Raw genomic sequence first — 17389 nt, 5'->3', positions numbered from 1 at the left:
GCGGGGCGGCGGCCCGGCCGGTCAGTGCGCCGTCGCTGCGACCGCTGCCGCCGGGGCGCCGGCCGCCGCATCGCCTTTGAGCGGCAGGTTGTATACGGAGTTGGCCGACTGTGCCGGAATCGCCGGGGAATGGAACGCGGAGACGGGGCCGAACAGGCCCCCTTTCACTTTGGCGGACGTGGATTCAGGCTGCCGCACACATCCCCGCACGACCGACGAGCACACGCCGTCGGTCCCGATCATTTCGTCGTCGTCGCCGGTGTAGTGAACCTCGGTGACCTGATCGTCGACGACACGGACCATCATCTGGCACAGAGCCCCGGTGCCCCCGAAACTCACCGTGGCCAGATTAAGCGGGCTGATCGAGAAACTTCCGGTTGCCGAGGGCTTGTAGCTGTATTGCATCAGCTTGGTGTGCGGGTTCAGCGTCGCCGTTTTTTCGGGAATACCGGCGCAGGCCTGAAGGTCGTTTACGCTCATGCCGATCATCGAGAACTGCGCATGATGGGCGACGCGTGAATCCTGATAGCCACATCCGGATAGAACGACACAGACCATGCCCGAGAGGGCAATACGGCGTACGCGAAAACTCATTTTATCTCCTGTCGTCAGACACGACGAACCGATCACATATCACGACGAGGCAACAGCCCGTATCGCAATCCGCCGCAGTCTTTCAATCACGCCGACGTTACTCACATCGACAGGGGCGGTTCCATTCCGATTCTGGACGGGCACGTATGCAGCCAGCCGCGCGAGCCGCCCGCGATGCCAGTCGATACACTGCGATACCCACTGTCCGGTTCGGTTAATTTGACCGTCCATTCAACGGCCACCATGCTGCCGAAAAGACATATCCCACCATAAATCGTCATATTACGGCGCGTTGCTTCAATTACATGTCGCTTTCGCAATGGATTTGCAACGATCCACCTATCGACAATCAAACGGTCAAAGCGAAACGGCGTCGCAGCAGGTGAACGGATTGAATGCCTGTTCAACAGCCGGGAGCGCGCAACCCCAAGAGCCATCGGGCTGAGAGGGATACGATCATGCGTCTTGTGCTGTTCCGCCTTATGGCAACCGCCAGCACCCTGTCTCTCCTGACCGGCGGTGCGGCAGCTGCCACGATCAGGCATCATACGCCACCGCGAAAAACCACGGGTGCGCCGGCAACGCGGCCGCCCCCGACCGCCGAGACCGTTGCGGTCACCGGGTTGCATGTCTCCCACGGGTCTGTACGGCAGATGACGCAGGCCAGTATGGAACAATTCGTTGCCGGGACGAGCCCGATGAAAATGCTTGGCCAGATGCCCGGCATCAACTTCGTCTCCGACGACCCTCTCGGTAATGATTCGTGGGGTTCCAGCCTTTACCTGCGCGGTTTTTCCCAATCGCAGATCGGCATGACGCTGGATGGCGTGCCACTCGGCTCTCAGGAATACTACACGTATAATGGACAGAGTTCGAGTTTTGCGATTGCGCCCGACAATATCGCGTACATGTCGGTGTCCGAAGGCGCGGGTGCCGTCGATATGCCGGCCACGACCGCGCTGGGCGGCGGGATCCAGATGTTCTCCTCCGATCCGAAGGAAAAGGCCGGTGCGAAGATCTCCCAGATGTTCGGCAGCAACGACTCTTTTCGCACCTTCGTGCGTCTGGACAGCGGAAAGCTGACGCCCAGCGGGACACGCTTTTACGTCTCATACGCGCGCTCGGACGGGATGAAATGGAAGGGCGATGGCGAGCAGTTCGGTCAGATGGTAAACGCAAAAGTTCTTCAACCGATCGGACATTCCAGCAAGTTGAGCGCCTTCTTTACCTGGAACGATGCAACGCAGTTCAACTACGCCGACCAGTCGCTCGCGATGATCCATGCGCTGGGCTATCACCAGGATTATTACTTTCCGAACTATGCCAAGGCGTATAATGCCGCCAACGGCCAATTCGATTCCGGCCTTGCCGGCTTCGACGATGCGATCGACGTCTCGTATTATGAGGGCGTCACGCATGTCAGCGACTATCTCGGTGGTCTGAACCTCGATCTCGCCCTGACGGACCGTCTCAATTGGACCAGCGTGGTGTACGGGCAGTCGGAACATCACTATGGCACATGGACCAGTCCCTACACCGCTTCACCCAACGGCGCGCCGCTGTCCGACCAGATTATCTTCGCGCAGAACCAGCGTTACGGCTTCACCTCGGCCCTGCGTTACGACATTGCGCACAATTCGATCGAGGGCGGCGTGTGGTATGAAAACAATCACTACACGATCAACGAATTTCAGTACGCAGAGCCGGTGCTCGGCGAAGGCGCCCCCATCGATCCCATGAGCGGGAATTTCGGAACGCCGTTTCAGCAGAACTGGGGCATGGGCTACAACACCAATACGTTTCAGTTTCACCTTCAGGATACATACCGTCCGTTGCCGACCTTGACGCTGCGCGCGGGCTTCCGCTCTCTGCTGGTCACAACGGCCGGGGGTACGACCTATAATAATATCGATTACAACGGGCAGGCCGAATTGCCGAACGGAAGTCTGACGTCGTCGGCCGCCGCGCTGCCCCATTTCAATATCGAGTGGCGTCTCCTGCCGCATCACGAAGTGTATGTCGATATCGCCAAGAACATGCGCGCGTATAGTTACGGCGGGTATCAGCTTGGAACGGCATGGGGCGTGTCGAACCAGGAAACATTCCGGCAGTTGCAGAAAACCATCAAGCCCGAAACCGACTGGGTTTATGCGATCGGCTATCGCTACACCACGCCCCGGGTGGTGGGCTCGCTCAACCTCTATCACGCCGACTTCAGCAATCGCCTGCAGTCACTTGCCGCCGGAACGATCATCCAGCCTGTCACGACGGTGCTCAATGTCGGCAGCGTCAGCATGTATGGCGCGGACATCTCGCTGACGGTGCGGCCATTTCATGGACTCAGCCTGACCAACAGTTTCAGCTACAACCACTCTGTCTATGGCAATAATATCAACAGCCAGGGCACCGTGTATGACCTGAAGGGGAAATACGTCGTCAATTATCCCCAGTTCATGTTCAAATCGAACGTGACGTATCAATTCCATCAGGCTGAGGTTCACTTCGACGCGAATTACATCTCACGCCGCTATTTCAGCTACACCAACGACACGTCCGTGCCCGGATTCTGGATGACCAGCCTTGGCGCGCGCTACCGGTTCGGCGACCACGGTGTCCTGCACAACCTGACGTTCGACTTCAATATCTATAACCTGATCAATACCAGCTATATTTCGCAAATGGGCGAAAACGGAAACCCGATGTCGGGCGATTATCAGTCCCTTCTGGCCGGCGCGCCGCGCCAGTATTTCGGCACGATCAGCGCGGAGTTCTGACCGGGCGCGCTCAGCCTCCTTGCCCCGCGCGCCTCTGCGCGGGGCACACCGGTTCAGCGAACGCTAAAATGGAAGCTGGTGGTATAATCGAAGGTCTCGCCCGGACGAAGTGTCGTGGTGGGGAACGAAGGATGGTTGGGTGAGTCGGGATAGTGCTCGGCCTCGAACGCCACGGCGTCCGTCTGTCGGTAGGCCTTGTGCCCCTTGCCCGCATAGGCACCATCCAGCGAATTCGACGTGTAGACCTGCACACCGGGTTGCGAGGTCAGCACCTCCATGACCCGTCCTGTATGCGGATCGTAAACCCGCGCGGCCAGACGCGGCACCTGACCCGAGGGGCCGTTGACGACCCAGTTCTGGTCGTAACCGCGCGCGAACATGATCTGCTGGTTGTCGTCGCGCAGATGCGTGCCGATGGGCATGGCCTTGCGGAAATCAAACGGCGTCCCGTCGACAGGCACGCTCTCGCCCGTGGGGATCGAGGTCGCATCGGTGGGCGTGTAACGATCGGCGTTGACCTCCAGAACCTCATCGGCAATGGACCCCGACCCCTCGCCGCCCAGGTTGAAATAACTGTGGTTGGTCAGGTTCAGAACCGTGGGGGCATCCGTCGTGGCCTGATAGTGCAGTTGCAACGCGTTGTCGTCGGTCAGGGTGTAGGTCACGTGCACCGTCAGCGCGCCCGGGAACCCCTGATCGCCCGCCGGACTGACCAGGGTCAGCGTCGCACCGGCCGTGTGCCGGGTCACAGGCGTTGGCGTCACGGTCCACACCTGCTTGTCGAAGCCCCGCGTGCCACCGTGCAGGGCATTGGGCGGTGCCGTCACCGGTACATGATAGGTCTTGCCATCGAGCGTGAACGTACCCTTGGCGATGCGATTGGCATACCGCCCGATCAGCGCGCCAAAGAACAGGCCACCCTTGGCGGAATCGACCGTGTATCCCTTCAAGTCGTCAAAGCCCAGCACGACGTCGCCGGGTCGCCCCGTCCGGTCAGGCACCTCGATCGACTGGATGACGCCCCCATACGACAGGAAACGCACCGTCATGCCGGAGGTGTTGTGCAGTGTGTAGATTGCAACCGGCTTGCCGTCGGGCGTCGTCCCGAACGGCCGGGACTGGAGTGTCACGCTGGGCGCGGCGGCACGCCCGGCATCAGGGGTACCGGTCGCAAGTGCCGTCCCGGCGAGAAAGAACAGAGTTGAGCGGGCGAAGCGAAAACGCATGGGGGATTATCCGGGTGTGCTGGCGACGCGTCATGACACGGCGCCGTTTATGGATCGATCCAGTCTGTAGTTGGCGGTGACAGGCCGGTCAACGCGGACGCCCCGTCGATCGTCCGGACAATGGGGAAAATCCGCGATCAGATCTCGGACGTAGGCCATGGCGTATGATCGCGCGACGCATCACGTTATCGTGACGGCCAACGCACCTCCGCCGCCGTTGCCTTGCCCCTCGGGGCTCGCCTGCCTGCGCGCGGTCAGCACGGCTGACGCGCCAGGGCGTTCGGCTGCGCGTCTCTCGACCGAACGTGACTGGTCTTTCGGCAGCACTGCCATAGCTTGGCGGGCATCAGACGGCGGACGGGCCGCCTCGCCTGTCGCGTGCCATACCTCGATGAAACACCCATTCCCCCTGAAGGAAATCGCGCGTCAGGCCGGTGTCGGCCTCGCGACCGTCGATCGCGTGCTCCACGCCCGGGCCGGGGTTCAGGATGCCATGGCGCAGCGCGTCCGGCAGGCGATCGCCGAACTTACACGGCAGCGCCTTCAGGCCGCGCCCGGCGGCAGCGTCCTGGTGATCGATCTGGTGATTGACGCGCCGCAACGCTTTTCGCGCGCGGTGCAACTGGCTCTTGAGGGCGAACTGCCGTCCGCGCTGCCATCGGCCTTCCGTATCCGGTTTCACATCACCGAAACAGCCCGCCCGGAGGACATAGCCCTCACGCTCGCGCGGGTTCGCAAACGCGGCAGTCACGGCGTTCTGCTCAAGGCCCCCGATCACCCCGTGATCCGCGACGAACTATCGTCGTGCGCCAAGGTGCACCTGCCGGTCATTACGCTAGCGACCGATCTGCCCGACACGCCGCGTCTTGCCTATATCGGACTGGATAACGAGTCCGCCGGGGGCATGGCGGCGTGGCTTGTCGCCCAGAGCCTGAACGGGCGCCCGTCTGCCGCCGGAGCCAAGGCGCTGGTGGTGCTGTCGAGCCGGTCCTTTTACGGCGAGGAACAGCGCGAGAGCGGCTTCCGCCAGACACTTGCCCGGCTCGCACCCTCCGTCGGCCTTGTCTGCGTCAGCGAGGGACGCGGCATCGATTACCATACCACCGCGCCGGTGCAGATGGCCCTCGATCAGCACCCGGACATATCGGCCGTGTACTCGATCGGCGGCGGCAATCGGGCCATTCTCGCGTGTCTTGAACAGGCGAAACGTCCGGTCGCGGTCTTCGTCGGCCATGATCTTGACCGGGACAATCGTGCGCTGCTGGCCCAAGGGCGCCTCAGCGCGGTCATCCACCATGATCTCCGGCAGGACATGCGCGTGGCACTCAGACTGTTTCTGCACACGCGCCACGCGACACCGCGTCGTCATGTGCAGGCTCTGGCGGCGGCGTCCCTCATCACGCGCTACAACATTCCGCCTGACCACGACGCGATGTGACGAGACCTTGTTCGGTCACAGCTTTTCGGATGGAACCGGCGCAACGTCATAGCCACCATGCACCGACTGGTCGTAATCGACCACCGAACCGGTCATCAGGCCGGACTGCTCGCCGGCCAGAAACACCACCGCGCGGGCGACATCCTCGGGCGACAGAAGGCGGCCGAATGGCAGCGCCTGACCCGCGCGCTCCTGCCATCCGTCGGTCGCGCCGTGAAAGCGTCGCATGATCTGGTCTTCGCCGTCCGATGCCATCCAGCCGGGACTGATCGCATTGACGCGAATGCGATTGCGCATGACCGAGAAAGCAACATTGCGCGTCAGGGTCGCCAGCGCACCTTTCGAGGCGCTGTAGGCAGCGAGAAAACTCTGCCCCGCGACCGCCGACATGGAGCACACGTTGACGATCGTGCCGCGTCGGTCGTCACGTTTCATAAGCCGTATCGCGTCCTGCATCAGGAAGAACGGCGCGCGTACATTCACCGCGAAGATGCGGTCGAACAGGTCTGGCGAGGTGTCAAGGATTGAGCCGCGATCAGTCAAGGCCGCGGAATTCACCAGGCAATCCACCCGGCCATACCGCTCATCGGTTGCAGCGATAATGTGACGGCACGCCGCGACATCGCCAAGGTCGGCCGCAACGAACGTGACGTCGCATCCCGTCGCCGTCCGGATGCGCGCCGCCTGTGCCTGACCCTTGTCCCGGTCGCGCCCGCAGATCACCAGACCGGACGCAGCTTCGCGCGCCATTTCGAGCGCTATGGCCGCGCCGAGCCCCTGCGTCCCGCCGGTGATGACGGCAACCTTGTCCCGCATGGACTCCATAAGCCGGTCCTCCCTGTCCGCATCGCGGATCGTCGTCCACGACGGCGTTGTCTTGTTCTTTTGTCAGGCTGCGCGAACCGCCTGCCGGTCCGCCAGCATGCCGGCAAACCCGGCCTCGTCCCGCCCCGCCTGCAGCGCCTGGCGCATCAGGTCCTGCTGCGATTGTGGGGCCAGACCGCTTACGGGCGGATCACGGTCCAGATTGGTGGGAAAAGCGTACCCTTCCGCACTGGCCGCGATGACGCGATCGATGTCATCGCGTTGCATCCGGCCTGTCTTCAGGAGGTCGAGCAGGACCGGGTAGACCGCCTCGGCCATGGCGATGCGATCGACGCTCTCCATCGCACGCCCGTAGGGAGACGAGACCTGCAGAAGATTGGCGCAACGACGGATCGATATCGATCGATTGTGACCCGCTGCGTGCAGAAGGGCGGGATTAAAAAACACCGCGTCCCCCTTGGCCAGAGGCAGCTGGGTGCAGTGCTCCATGAACCACGTTCGGATGTCCGCCGACTGTGCGGCGAGATATCCGGCGGGATAGAGCTGCGTGAATGGCATGTAGAGTGTGGGTCCGCTTTCCAGTGGCATGTCGCAATGCGCCACCGCCCCCTGCAGCGTGAGCATCGGCGAGAACAGGTGCACATGCGCGGGGTAGCGCGCGACCACGTCGGCTGTCTGAAAGCCGAGATGGTAGTCGCGATGCGGCGTCTGCGCCGCGCCACCGGGATTGACCACGTTGACCTGCGACGTCACCTGATAGCCTTCGCCCAGCCATGCCTCGCTGATCAATGCGATCATGTCGTTGGCATAATAGGCGGCGAACACGGCGGGATCGGCGATGCACAGCTTCTGAAGCGCGTTCCATATCCGATCGTTGGCACCGGCCTTGGCAAAGTGATCGGCACCCTGCGAGCCTGCGCGATGCTGGTCCGCGATGATCTCATCGAACACGGCCGTGGCGCGATCGACCGTCTCCGCATCTTCGAACGCGCCTTGCAGGACGACGATACCGGGCCCGTCCTTCAGAACGGCCACCCATTCGGCCATGATTTCCCGCCGAGCGCCGTACGCCAGCGCATGGCGTAGCGACCGGCAGTCGTAGACCGGCACCTGATCCTCTTCGATGCGTGTCGCGTAGGGGTAGGAGTCCGGCTCGACCACGCGCGATGCCAGATGTTCGAGATCGGCCAGCCGGCAGCTTTCGACAGAAAACCAGTTGCGCTCGGCGCGCTCGGTCGCCACTCGATTATTGTTGTTCATTGGGGTGCTCCCTGCCGTGCATGATGCATGACCGGGACAGACTGGCCGAAACCTGCCGGGCGTCGAAAGACGACAAAGCCATCAGAAAACCATCAGCGGTCGCGCCGCTCGGCAGGGGACACGTGCGCCTTTCCGTCGGAGATAGCCTTCGCCCCGAGGATGCGTCCGGTCAGCCGCGCGTACGGGCAGGTAACGCGTGTCGCGGTCCGGAACCGATAGAGCGACTATGCCGACGTCATGTCGTCGTCTCATGCCCGGTCAGCGGTGGCGCCGTCCGACAACCATACAGGCACCTGACCTGGCGTTGACCTGACGGAACACGCCCGGGTGGCGGGGGCGCATCGTGGCACAGGGGCTCGACGTCGGGCCATGCGCTTCGTAATCAGGATGTCCGACAACGGAGCCTGAGGCCATGCCCACACGCCGCACCCTGCTCGCCGGAGCCGCCACGGCACTGACCGGCGTCACCCGTCCCGCCCGCGCGGAACCAGCACCGCTGTCGTTCACGTTGAACTGGTTCGCGCAAGCTGAATATGGCGGTTTCTATCAGGCGCTGGCGGACGGGCTGTATGAACAGGCCGGGGTGAACGTCACGATCGCACAGGGCGGCCCGCAGCTGAACAGCATGCAGCTGCTGCTGGCCGGACGCACCGACCTGATCCTGGGCGGGTGCGAACAGGCGCTTCTGGCGGCCGGACACGGATTGCCCGTCACGGCGATCGCAACGACCACCCAGACCTACCTCGCCGGTCTGATGACCCATCCCGATATCCACGACCCGCACGACCTGCGGGGCCATCCGATCCTGATCGGCACGGAATCGCGCAGCACCTTCTGGCCGTGGCTGATGCGCACCTATGGCTACGCCCCTTCACAGGCGGGGGTGGATACGTCCAACCTTCAGCCCTTCGCGCTCAACCCGCGCGCCGCGTTGCAGACACTGGTGACGTCGGAGCCCTATGCGGCCAAGAAACAGGGGCTCGCCTTCAACTATTTCCTGCTGGCCGATCTCGGTTACCCGGCCTACGGCAACATGATCCTGGCCAGCCAGCGCATCGTGACCGAGCGGCGCGACGCGGTCGCCGCTTTCCTCCGCGCCACCGGCGAAGGATGGCAGCGCTACGTGTGGGGCGACGGACGGCGCGGCGATTCCGCCATACTGGCGGCCAACCCATCCATGACGCAGGGCCAGATCGATTTCTCGCGCGAGACGCTGCGTCGCATCAAGGCGTTCGGCCCGTCGGGAAGCGTTCTGGGCGGTATGACCGAAGACCGATGGACGACGATCCACGAGACCCTTGTTTCGTCCGGGGCCATGGCCGACACGCCGGATTGGAAAAAGGCCTACACGATGGCGTTCCAGTCCGCCCTCGTCGCACGCGTGCCCTGACGGCATCATCATGGAACCCGAAGCCTACCGCACCATGGCCCGGCTGGAGGCGCGCCACTGGTGGTTTGTCGGACGGCGCGCGATTCTGGCCGATGTCATCGCCCGACATGTTCCCGGCGCGGGCGACCGGCCGCTGGACATCGTCGAGCTGGGGGCCGGAACCGGCGGCAACCAGGCGTTTCTGGCACGATTCGGCCCTTACACCGGACTGGAGCCCGATCCCTACGCACGCTCGGTCGCAGGCCCCTCCGTGCGCGAAGGCGCCCTGCCCGACGCGATCCCGTTTCCGACCGCCTCGGCCGATCTGGTGGCGATGTTCGACGTTCTCGAGCATCTCGATGACGACGTGGGCAGCCTGCGGGCCGCGGCAGGGCTGCTTCGCCCTGACGGACGGCTGGTGTTGAGTGTGCCCGCGTTCCAGTGGCTATGGTCCGATCACGACCGGCACCATCACCACCGTCGGCGCTATGGCCGCCGGCAACTGGTCGATGTCGCCCGCCGCGCCGGTCTTCAAGTCACATGGATGTCGTCGTTCAACACCGTCCTGTTTCCGTTGGCCGCCGGGGTCCGGCTTGCGCGCCGCCTGACGCGGGCGTCCGGACACGACGACGCGATGCCACCCCCGGTCCTCAATGCCGTCCTGACCCGACTGTTCGCCGGCGAGCGCCACATACTCCCCGTCGTTCCGTTTCCGGTCGGTCTTTCGATCGTCGCCGTCTTGTCAGCGCGGCCAGATGTTGCATTGTCAGGGCATTCGCGGGTCAACATACGGTGAACTTCAGGCCACCCTGCCCGTTTTGGGTCCCGAACGATGGAAACGACCGCGCCTGAGGGGTGCCCGCATGGCGAAGAACAAACAAGAACGAGGAACACTTCCTGCATGAATGCGATTGATTCGACCCCGGGCAGTTCGGCCCTCTCAGGCACAGCCCTGGTGAACTTCATCGCCGGTATCGCCGCGACCGGTGGCCTTCTCTTCGGTTATGACACGGGCATCATCTCCGCGGCCCTGCTGCAGATCACGCGCGAGTTCTCGCTCGGCACCATGGGCCAGCAGATCGTGACGTCGGCCATCATCGCCGGCGCGTTCGTTGGATGCATCTCCGCCGCCCCCCTGTCCGACTGGAAAGGGCGGCGGCGCATGATCATTCTCGCCGCCGCGATCTTCCTGACCGGCACGGCCATCGCCGCCTTGGCCCATTCGGTCGTGGTGCTGACACTTGCCCGGTTCATCCTCGGGCTGGCCGTCGGGGCGTCCTCACAGATCGTGCCGATCTATATTGCCGAGGTCGCGCCGTCGTCGCGCCGGGGGCGGCTGGTGGTGCTGTTCCAGCTGGCCGTCGTCAGCGGCGTGTTCATCTCGTTCATCGCAGGCTACCTGCTGCGCAACCATTCGTGGCGCGTGATGTTCGGGCTGGGCGCGGTCCCGGCCCTGTTCCTTCTGTTCGGCATGGTCTTCCTGCCCAACAGTCCGCGCTGGGTGGCGATGAAGGGCGACATTCACGGCGCGCGCGAGATCCTGCGCAAGGTCCGCTCGACCCGCCAGGCCGCCGAACGCGAACTGGCCGAGATCATCGACGCGCACGACGTGCAGGCACCGTGGTCCGAGCTGAGGAAGCCCTGGGTTCGCCCCGCGCTGATCGCCTCGGTGGGCGTGGGACTGCTGTGCCAGCTCACCGGCATCAACGCTGTGCTGTATTATGCGCCGACGATCTTCGCCGGGGTCGGGTTTGGTGAAAACTCCGCTCTTCTGACCTCGGTCGCCATCGGTGTCGCCATGATCATCGCGACCGTGTTCGGCAGCTGGGCCGTCGATGTGATCGGTCGTCGCAAGCTCATGCTGTGTATGATCCCCGGAGCGGGTATTTCGCTGGCGCTGCTCGCGGGCATCCTGACGCTCAACAGCAACCCGTCGGGCGCTGCGGGCTGGGTAATGATCGCGGCGGTCGTCGGCTACGCAATCTTCAATGTCGGATCGCTGTCGGTGGCCGTCTGGCTGGTGGGCGCGGAGGTATACCCCCTCTCGTGCCGTGGCAAGGGGATGAGCCTTGTCGCGGCGTCTCACTGGGGCGCGGACCTGGTGATTTCGCTGACGACGCTCTCCTTCGTCGAGGCCATGGGCGCGGCGGGGGCGTTCTGGCTGTTCGCCGCCATCAACATCGCCGCGTTCTTCTTCGTACTTCGCTACGTGCCCGAGACACGCGGCCGGTCGCTCGAGGAGATCGAGGCGAGCCTGCGTAACGGTACCTTCGCCCCCTGATGATCCGGTCGGCGGTCAGCGCACCCGTGTGCCGACCGCCGCATCCCACCGCAGCGGCCTGTCCGCGAGTGGCAGGGGCGCATCATGCGTCGCATCGATGCTGACGCCGAAGGGCCAGCGCGACGGGCAGATCGCGACATAGCGCGCCAGACCGCCCGTCCCTCCCCTGATTTTCGGGAACCCGATCGCCACCAGACAGCCCGTCGCCGCGACCTGATCCAGATGCGCCACCCCCTCGGCCTGGGCATAACCATGGTGCATCAGCCATGCCTCGCCCTCCAGTGTGGGAGTGTCATCGGTATCAAGCGGCTCATGCCCATGAAACAGGATATGCCGCTGTTCGTGCAGGAACCGCAGGGCGGCGAGCGACACGCCGGGAAAGCGTGTCTCGCGCGTCAGCGACGGATCCGGCCACCGCCGCGACCAGTCCGAGCGCACAAACACCACCGAACCGGCGGGGATCGGTCCGTGAGAGGCCTCGAAAGCAACGATATCGGCCACCTGCAACTGATAGCCGTAGTCGCGCGCGACCTGCTGCTGCATCGGGATCACGACGAGCGGGCGTAGCGCATAGGTTGCCGGAATCTCATCGATCCCCGGGTATTCCGGCGCCCAATGAGCGGGCGGGTCCAGCTGTGTCCCCAACTGATCGGTCGGCAACGACAGTGCCGTTGCCTCGAACCCCTGCCGCGCATAGGTGAAAGCCTGCCCGGCGCGCAGCCCCTCCACGCCGTCGCGGGCGGCCACGGCCGGAGCGAAGTGGGGTGTGCCAAACCCCGCCCAGACCGGCATACCCGGCGTGATCGTATGGGTCAGGTCGATATATTTCGCGTCCCGAAGCGCGTGGTCATACACCGGCCAAAGCCCCTGACCTGAGTCCGAGGCGGTCGACGGCGTCTGTGTACATGCGCTCAGCGCCATCAGCAGCGTCGGAACGGCAAGCGACCGTATCATGCGTGGTGTCACGGGTGGGGCCATGCCTGAGGCATCCTCTTTTCTGTGCGTCTACGCAGGTCCGAAACGGCGCCGACCATGAGCGTGACCACACCGCCGCACGCCAGTGCCCACCCCAGTCTGGCATACGGCGGCACGTAGCGAAACCGCACCACCGATGTACCACGCGGGAGCGGGACGCGCTGGAACAGACCGTCCGTGCCGGGCGTCACACGGCGGCCGTTCACCCGGGCCTGCCAGCCCGTCATCATCAGTTCGCGCCGTAGAAGAACGCTTGCGTCACGGCACGTCGCCTCGACGTTGGCGCGGTCGATCATGCGCACCCGGCAGGCATCGCCTGCCTCGAAATACGGGGCAACACGCGGCAGTTCATACGCCACCCCGCGTGGACCGTCGTAGACGACACGCGGCGCATCGGCGCGGAATGCCAGAAGATCGGGCACGGACGCGCCCGCCGCCGTCACACGCTGGTACAGGGACAGCGTGCCGGACGCCCCCGTCAGCCACAGCCGTAGTCGGACCGGCCGTTCCGACGCCGGGACCGCGAAACGGTCCGGCAGCGTGATGGAGATCTGGCCGCCCTCCCCGGTCCCGGCCAGAGATGCCTCTCCCGACCCGCACGTCGCCTCGTCACACAACGCCGCGTGGAGCTGCCCCTCCGTCGCGCCACCCCCGCGACGTAGCGACAACTGCCCCAGCGTCACCGTGGGCAGCGATCCCGGGGGCAGTACGATCTCTGTCACGTGGCCGGTCGGAGACAGATCGAGCATCGGTGTCCCCCCCACCTCGCGCGCGCCAAGCGGTCTGATGCCGGGCACCGGCGCGCCCTTCCATGCCAGGACGAAGCGGACACCAAGTGCCGTCAGCCGCTCCGGGGCGGCCGCCACGACGCGCGTCAGCGAATAATCCCCCGATATGTCGAACGGCAGCGTGCCATTGAACGTGACCTCGTCCAGCACTGGATCGATATCGCGTCGCAGCGCCTCGATCCAGCGCCGCGGTGCGGGGGCGGTGATGTGGTTCAGCGACGGAATGGCGAAATACGCGCCGTAATTCGGTCCGAGTGGTCCCATGGACACCACGCGCTCGCCCGGCCGCAGGCGCGCGTGCAGAAAGGCCACAAGCCCCTGATCGATCGGGTCGGCGGGACGCACACCGAGCAACGGAATGCAGAACAGGACAACCGCATCAACCGCCAGAACGCCGGCACACAGACGCGACCACCCGTTGCCCACGGCCACCATGACCGCGCCCAGGCCGGTGGCGCCCCAGACGATGGCGCCAATGACGAACGCATACCCCCCCGGTTGCGCAAGCACGACGCCCATGGTTGCGCGATCCTGCCAGACGGCGATCGTCGCCAGTACGGCGACAAGCGTGCCGCATGCCACGCACAGGCGCCAGCGCGTCCGTGCCGGCGCTCTGGACACGCCGTCGATCGCGAACGCCGCCAACACGGTCAGGGCACAGAGCACCGCCGGCACGCCATAGCGAAACACCATGGCGTGACCGAACGCCGGCAACAGGTCCAGCAAGCGCGAGACGGGTCGGACATCGCCGATCTTGCACACCATCAGCGCGATGAACGCGACCAGCCAGCGGCTCAGCCTCCGGTCGGGTGTCACCCAGACACCAATAAGCGCCAGTGTCAGAAGGACCACGCCGGCATAGCCGCCAAGCTGGAACCACAGGGAGGTCTGGTCGGCAAAGAAGATCGGGCCGTTGATCGCAGGCATCAGCAGCATCGACCACCCCGATCGCGGTAGGGGCCGATCGATCATGCCGCCGTGCTGCCCAAGGATTGCCTCCGGCAGATAGGCCGCAAACGCCACGAGTTGAGGCGCGGCCAGCGCACAGCCCGCAACACCGCCGATCACCACCCGCCTTACGAAGCCGATACGCGCTGTTGTGTCTTGGGCATCGAACATCCGGACCACCGCCCAGCCGACGGCGAGCAGACCCAGCAGAAACGCCGTTTCCGGAAATCCCGCGAGAAGCAGGCCGCCAACGCCCAGCGCCAGTATGGCGAGCCCGCGCTCACGAGCGTGTTCGATACCCAGAAGGATCAGCGGCAGAAACGGCAGAGGCTGGATCGGAGAATCGGAGGCCCAGGCAAAGGTGCCGTTGAAACCATAGGCCAGAGCACCAGCGAGGCACGCCGGCTGGCTCAGCCGGAGCCGGCGCAGCAGACACAGCATGCTGACGCCGGCCAGCGTCTGCAGAGCGATTTTCAGCCACAACAGCCCGTTGTCGAGACCGAGCAAGAGCACAAACGGCATGAAAAACGCCGCCGGCTGGTACTCACCGGCCAGCGGCATGCCAACCCCGTCATAAGGGTTCCACCAGGGCACCTCGCCGTGCCACCAGTCGCACGCGACCCGTCGCCCGAGCGCCTGAACGGTCGCCCCGGCGTTCCCGTCAATCCAGCCGGGTCGTCCAGGGACAATGCCCGCGTGCCAGTCGGCCCCCGTGAGCCCGAGGCCGGAGATCATCGGCAGCGGGTCAGACGATAGCCCCGTGACCAGTTCGGGCAGATGCACAAGCAGCGGCGCCACCAGCACCAGACACAGGACGGCCCGACGTCTCAGGAAAGGAATGAGGCCACGCACGCCGTGCGCCGTCGTTGTCCGACGGCTTCAGCCGCCCAGAACCTGTCGTTCCCAGTCGGGCAGGTTGTAGTAGTTGCTGATGCGCGCCACCTTTGCGTCCCGGATGTCGAAAAAGGCGCCGGCAGGAAGGACGTAGGTCTGGCCGGACGCGTCCGGCAACCCGTCGTCGGTGGCGAGATACGTACCGTGCACCATGAATTCGGCCGCTGCCCGCGTGCCGTCATCGCTGACCATGACGACGACATCACGAATATCCTCGCGGTAGCACCGGTCCATCCGTTCCAGAAACACGCGAAAGGCGCCCTTTCCGATCTCGCGGCCACCCTGGTTGACGTCATGTACCACATCGTCGGTCAGAAGCGCCAGGAAGGCCTCCCGGTCACCGGCATTGAAAGTGTGGTAATAGGCCGCAATGAGTTCGCGCGTCGACTCCACGGACATAGTGTTCATATTCCTTTCGGCACAGACGTCTTGTTTACGGAAAACATCAGGGCATTGGCCGGCGGCACGCTGGCTGGCCAGTCGTGTCGGTTGCGAACCCCGCCATTGACCTGCACCTCGGTCAGGCACGCGGGATCGAGCGTCGCAAACACCCAGCCACTCTGATCCAGCGCGCCTTCCACGACCACGCCGTCATCGGCAAAGCCGCGATCGACCGGGCCATACACGCCGGCACACCCGTGATTGTGGTCAAGTGTTGCCAGCCATGGCGCGGCACCCACGGTGGGCGACACCGCAACGAAACACTGATTCTCCAGCGCCCGGGCCTGGGCCGACAAACGCACGCGATTGAAGCCGTGCATCGTATCGGTACAGGTGGGCACCAGAATCAGCCATGCTCCCGCGTCGATCTGCGCGCGTGTTAGCATCGGGAATTCGGAGTCATAGCATATGGCTGTTCCGATCCGGCCCCACGGCGTCACGAACACGCCGGGTGGATTTCCCGCCTGAACGCCCCAGGATTCGCTCTCGAAGCGGGTCATCACGTGCTTGTCCTGAAAAGCTACGGTGCCGTCGGGCGCAATAAGCGGTGCGCGGTTGCGGATGCGGGTGGCCTCGGGGCGAGGGAGCGTGCCCGGCATCAGCCAGACCCGATGGCGTTTTGCAACCGCCACCATTGCGGCGAGGATGTCGTCACTGCGATCGCAGGCGGCGTGCAGTTCGGCCGTCGGATCGGTCTCGTCGGTCAGCGCGGCAACCACCTCCATGCAGGCATATTCCGGCAGCAGCAGCAGGTCCGCCCTCGGTGCCGCCTCAGACACCATGCGATCGAGATGAGCCTCGAAATCCTCAAAGCGCGTGGCGCGCTCCACGTGCCATGCGCCCACGGCCAGACGAAGGGAACGGGACATCAGACGCCAACTCCAGCCAGGGCGTCGGGAAGCACTTCGCCGTGCAGCGTCTTGCTCCAGAAATCAAGAACGTGTGCGGTTTCTCGCGTCTCTCCGACGTCCGTCCAAGAAAAATCACAACTGACGCCCGGAAGCGGGACAAATCCGCGCCTTCTCCAGAACGCCTCAAGGGACGGCGCGTCGAGGGGGCGCGCCGGATGGTTGTCCGCGCGACGCACGGCGCAGAACACGGCGAACGCCGCACCGCTCCGCCGGGCCACGCGTTCACGTTCCTCGAAGAACCGCACACCGATCCCCTGTCCGCGATACTCCGGCAACAGAACGGATTCCGCGAAATAGAAGAACGGGCTCAGATCGATCCCGCGCACCTCGAACGGTGCACGTATCGCGGGGCCCTCATCGGCCAGGGGCAGGCAGGACGACGCCCCGACCACCGCTCCGGACGAGTTGCGTGCGACCACTACGGTCGAGCGTGCCGAGCGGGCATAGACGTCGAGATAAGCGCGTTCGTAGGCTTCATCATCGCCCGCATAGAGGTAAGGCCACTCGCGAAACACGGAAATCCGCAGTCGCGCCAGATCGTCAAGAACCGCGCGAATCTCCCCGCCTGAACAGGTCTCAATCGTTACCATACACGCACTATGGCACCCGGCATTCCCGTCCGCCAGAGCTACCTCAGGTCAGGCTGCCCAGCCCTCTGCGTATGA

General features: G+C 64.3%; 14 protein-coding genes. 5 read left to right on the top strand and 9 right to left on the bottom strand.

The features are described 5' to 3' along the window. Positions 1–21 precede the first annotated feature (21 nt). Positions 22–594, bottom strand: coding sequence for a hypothetical protein (locus tag HUK82_RS01280; protein ID WP_176612215.1), 573 nt, complete (start codon positions 592–594; stop codon positions 22–24). Positions 595–1052: 458 nt separating this feature from the next. Here HUK82_RS01280 and HUK82_RS01275 point away from each other — a divergent pair, with 458 nt between their 5' ends. Further along, positions 1053–3368 carry a TonB-dependent receptor domain-containing protein gene (locus tag HUK82_RS01275; RefSeq protein WP_246495012.1) on the top strand — a complete coding sequence of 772 codons (2316 nt, stop codon included), beginning with the start codon at positions 1053–1055 and terminating at the stop codon, positions 3366–3368. Positions 3369–3421: 53 nt separating this feature from the next. Here the strand turns inward: HUK82_RS01275 and HUK82_RS01270 are convergent, their stop codons facing one another. Further along, the gene (locus tag HUK82_RS01270; protein WP_176612214.1) at positions 3422–4594 is read right to left on the bottom strand and encodes an aldose epimerase family protein; all 1173 of its coding nucleotides are present in this window, start codon (positions 4592–4594) and stop codon (positions 3422–3424) included. A 157-nt stretch (positions 4595–4751) separates the two neighbouring features. Here HUK82_RS01270 and HUK82_RS01265 point away from each other — a divergent pair, with 157 nt between their 5' ends. Beyond that, positions 4752–6032: a LacI family DNA-binding transcriptional regulator gene (locus HUK82_RS01265; RefSeq protein WP_212647779.1), complete on the top strand. Its 1281-nt coding sequence runs from the start codon at positions 4752–4754 to the stop codon at positions 6030–6032. A gap of 15 nt (positions 6033–6047) precedes the next feature. On the opposite strand, the gene HUK82_RS01260 is transcribed toward HUK82_RS01265, so the two are convergent. Together HUK82_RS01260 and HUK82_RS01255 are read right to left on the bottom strand one after the other, a co-directional pair. Next, positions 6048–6857: an SDR family oxidoreductase gene (locus HUK82_RS01260; protein ID WP_176612213.1), complete on the bottom strand. Its 810-nt coding sequence runs from the start codon at positions 6855–6857 to the stop codon at positions 6048–6050. Positions 6858–6920: 63 nt separating this feature from the next. Then, complete coding sequence (locus HUK82_RS01255; RefSeq protein ID WP_176612212.1) at positions 6921–8117, bottom strand: phytanoyl-CoA dioxygenase family protein; 1197 nt, start codon at positions 8115–8117, stop codon at positions 6921–6923. A gap of 412 nt (positions 8118–8529) precedes the next feature. Here HUK82_RS01255 and HUK82_RS01250 point away from each other — a divergent pair, with 412 nt between their 5' ends. From HUK82_RS01250 to HUK82_RS01240, 3 genes are read left to right on the top strand one after another with little or no spacing between them, the layout of a single operon-like run. Next, a complete protein-coding gene (locus HUK82_RS01250) occupies positions 8530–9507 on the top strand; it encodes an ABC transporter substrate-binding protein (protein WP_176612211.1) in 978 nt (325 codons plus the stop codon). 10 nt (positions 9508–9517) lie between these two features. Then, the gene (locus tag HUK82_RS01245) at positions 9518–10282 is read left to right on the top strand and encodes a class I SAM-dependent methyltransferase (protein WP_212647780.1); all 765 of its coding nucleotides are present in this window, start codon (positions 9518–9520) and stop codon (positions 10280–10282) included. Between the two features lie 36 nt (positions 10283–10318). Continuing rightward, positions 10319–11767, top strand: a complete 1449-nt coding sequence (locus tag HUK82_RS01240) for a sugar porter family MFS transporter (RefSeq protein ID WP_176612210.1) — start codon at positions 10319–10321, stop codon at positions 11765–11767. A gap of 15 nt (positions 11768–11782) precedes the next feature. Here the strand turns inward: HUK82_RS01240 and HUK82_RS01235 are convergent, their stop codons facing one another. The 5 genes from HUK82_RS01235 to HUK82_RS01215 are packed head-to-tail and all read right to left on the bottom strand — an operon-like array spanning position 11783 to position 17314. Beyond that, on the bottom strand, positions 11783–12745 hold the full coding sequence (locus tag HUK82_RS01235) for a cyclase family protein (protein WP_212647781.1): 963 nt from the start codon (positions 12743–12745) through the stop codon (positions 11783–11785). After that, complete coding sequence (locus tag HUK82_RS01230) at positions 12730–15330, bottom strand: glycosyltransferase family protein (RefSeq protein WP_176612209.1); 2601 nt, start codon at positions 15328–15330, stop codon at positions 12730–12732. The genes HUK82_RS01235 and HUK82_RS01230 overlap by 16 nt, the downstream gene beginning before the upstream one ends. A 27-nt stretch (positions 15331–15357) precedes the next feature. Continuing rightward, the gene (locus HUK82_RS01225) at positions 15358–15780 is read right to left on the bottom strand and encodes a ketosteroid isomerase-related protein (protein WP_373318260.1); all 423 of its coding nucleotides are present in this window, start codon (positions 15778–15780) and stop codon (positions 15358–15360) included. After that, positions 15777–16682: a carbon-nitrogen hydrolase family protein gene (locus HUK82_RS01220; RefSeq protein ID WP_176612207.1), complete on the bottom strand. Its 906-nt coding sequence runs from the start codon at positions 16680–16682 to the stop codon at positions 15777–15779. The genes HUK82_RS01225 and HUK82_RS01220 overlap by 4 nt, the downstream gene beginning before the upstream one ends. Beyond that, positions 16682–17314, bottom strand: a complete 633-nt coding sequence (locus tag HUK82_RS01215; protein WP_176612206.1) for a GNAT family N-acetyltransferase — start codon at positions 17312–17314, stop codon at positions 16682–16684. The genes HUK82_RS01220 and HUK82_RS01215 overlap by 1 nt, the downstream gene beginning before the upstream one ends. Between the last annotated feature and the right edge of the window lie 75 nt (positions 17315–17389).

Source organism: Ameyamaea chiangmaiensis (assembly GCF_013376175.1).
GTDB lineage: Bacteria > Pseudomonadota > Alphaproteobacteria > Acetobacterales > Acetobacteraceae > Ameyamaea > Ameyamaea chiangmaiensis.
This window is presented reverse-complemented; position numbering and strand designations above follow the sequence as displayed.

Coding starts and splice junctions, on each gene's coding strand:
- HUK82_RS01255 (WP_176612212.1), bottom strand. CDS start 8,117: ATGAACAACAATAATCGAGTGGCGACCGAGCGCGCCGAGCGCAACTGG.
- HUK82_RS01220 (WP_176612207.1), bottom strand. CDS start 16,682: ATGTCCCGTTCCCTTCGTCTGGCCGTGGGCGCATGGCACGTGGAGCGC.
- HUK82_RS01235 (WP_212647781.1), bottom strand. CDS start 12,745: ATGGCCCCACCCGTGACACCACGCATGATACGGTCGCTTGCCGTTCCG.
- HUK82_RS01270 (WP_176612214.1), bottom strand. CDS start 4,594: ATGCGTTTTCGCTTCGCCCGCTCAACTCTGTTCTTTCTCGCCGGGACG.
- HUK82_RS01215 (WP_176612206.1), bottom strand. CDS start 17,314: ATGGTAACGATTGAGACCTGTTCAGGCGGGGAGATTCGCGCGGTTCTT.
- HUK82_RS01275 (WP_246495012.1), top strand. CDS start 1,053: ATGCGTCTTGTGCTGTTCCGCCTTATGGCAACCGCCAGCACCCTGTCT.
- HUK82_RS01250 (WP_176612211.1), top strand. CDS start 8,530: ATGCCCACACGCCGCACCCTGCTCGCCGGAGCCGCCACGGCACTGACC.
- HUK82_RS01225 (WP_373318260.1), bottom strand. CDS start 15,780: ATGAACACTATGTCCGTGGAGTCGACGCGCGAACTCATTGCGGCCTAT.
- HUK82_RS01240 (WP_176612210.1), top strand. CDS start 10,319: ATGGAAACGACCGCGCCTGAGGGGTGCCCGCATGGCGAAGAACAAACA.
- HUK82_RS01280 (WP_176612215.1), bottom strand. CDS start 594: ATGAGTTTTCGCGTACGCCGTATTGCCCTCTCGGGCATGGTCTGTGTC.
- HUK82_RS01260 (WP_176612213.1), bottom strand. CDS start 6,857: ATGGAGTCCATGCGGGACAAGGTTGCCGTCATCACCGGCGGGACGCAG.
- HUK82_RS01265 (WP_212647779.1), top strand. CDS start 4,752: ATGGCGTATGATCGCGCGACGCATCACGTTATCGTGACGGCCAACGCA.
- HUK82_RS01245 (WP_212647780.1), top strand. CDS start 9,518: ATGGAACCCGAAGCCTACCGCACCATGGCCCGGCTGGAGGCGCGCCAC.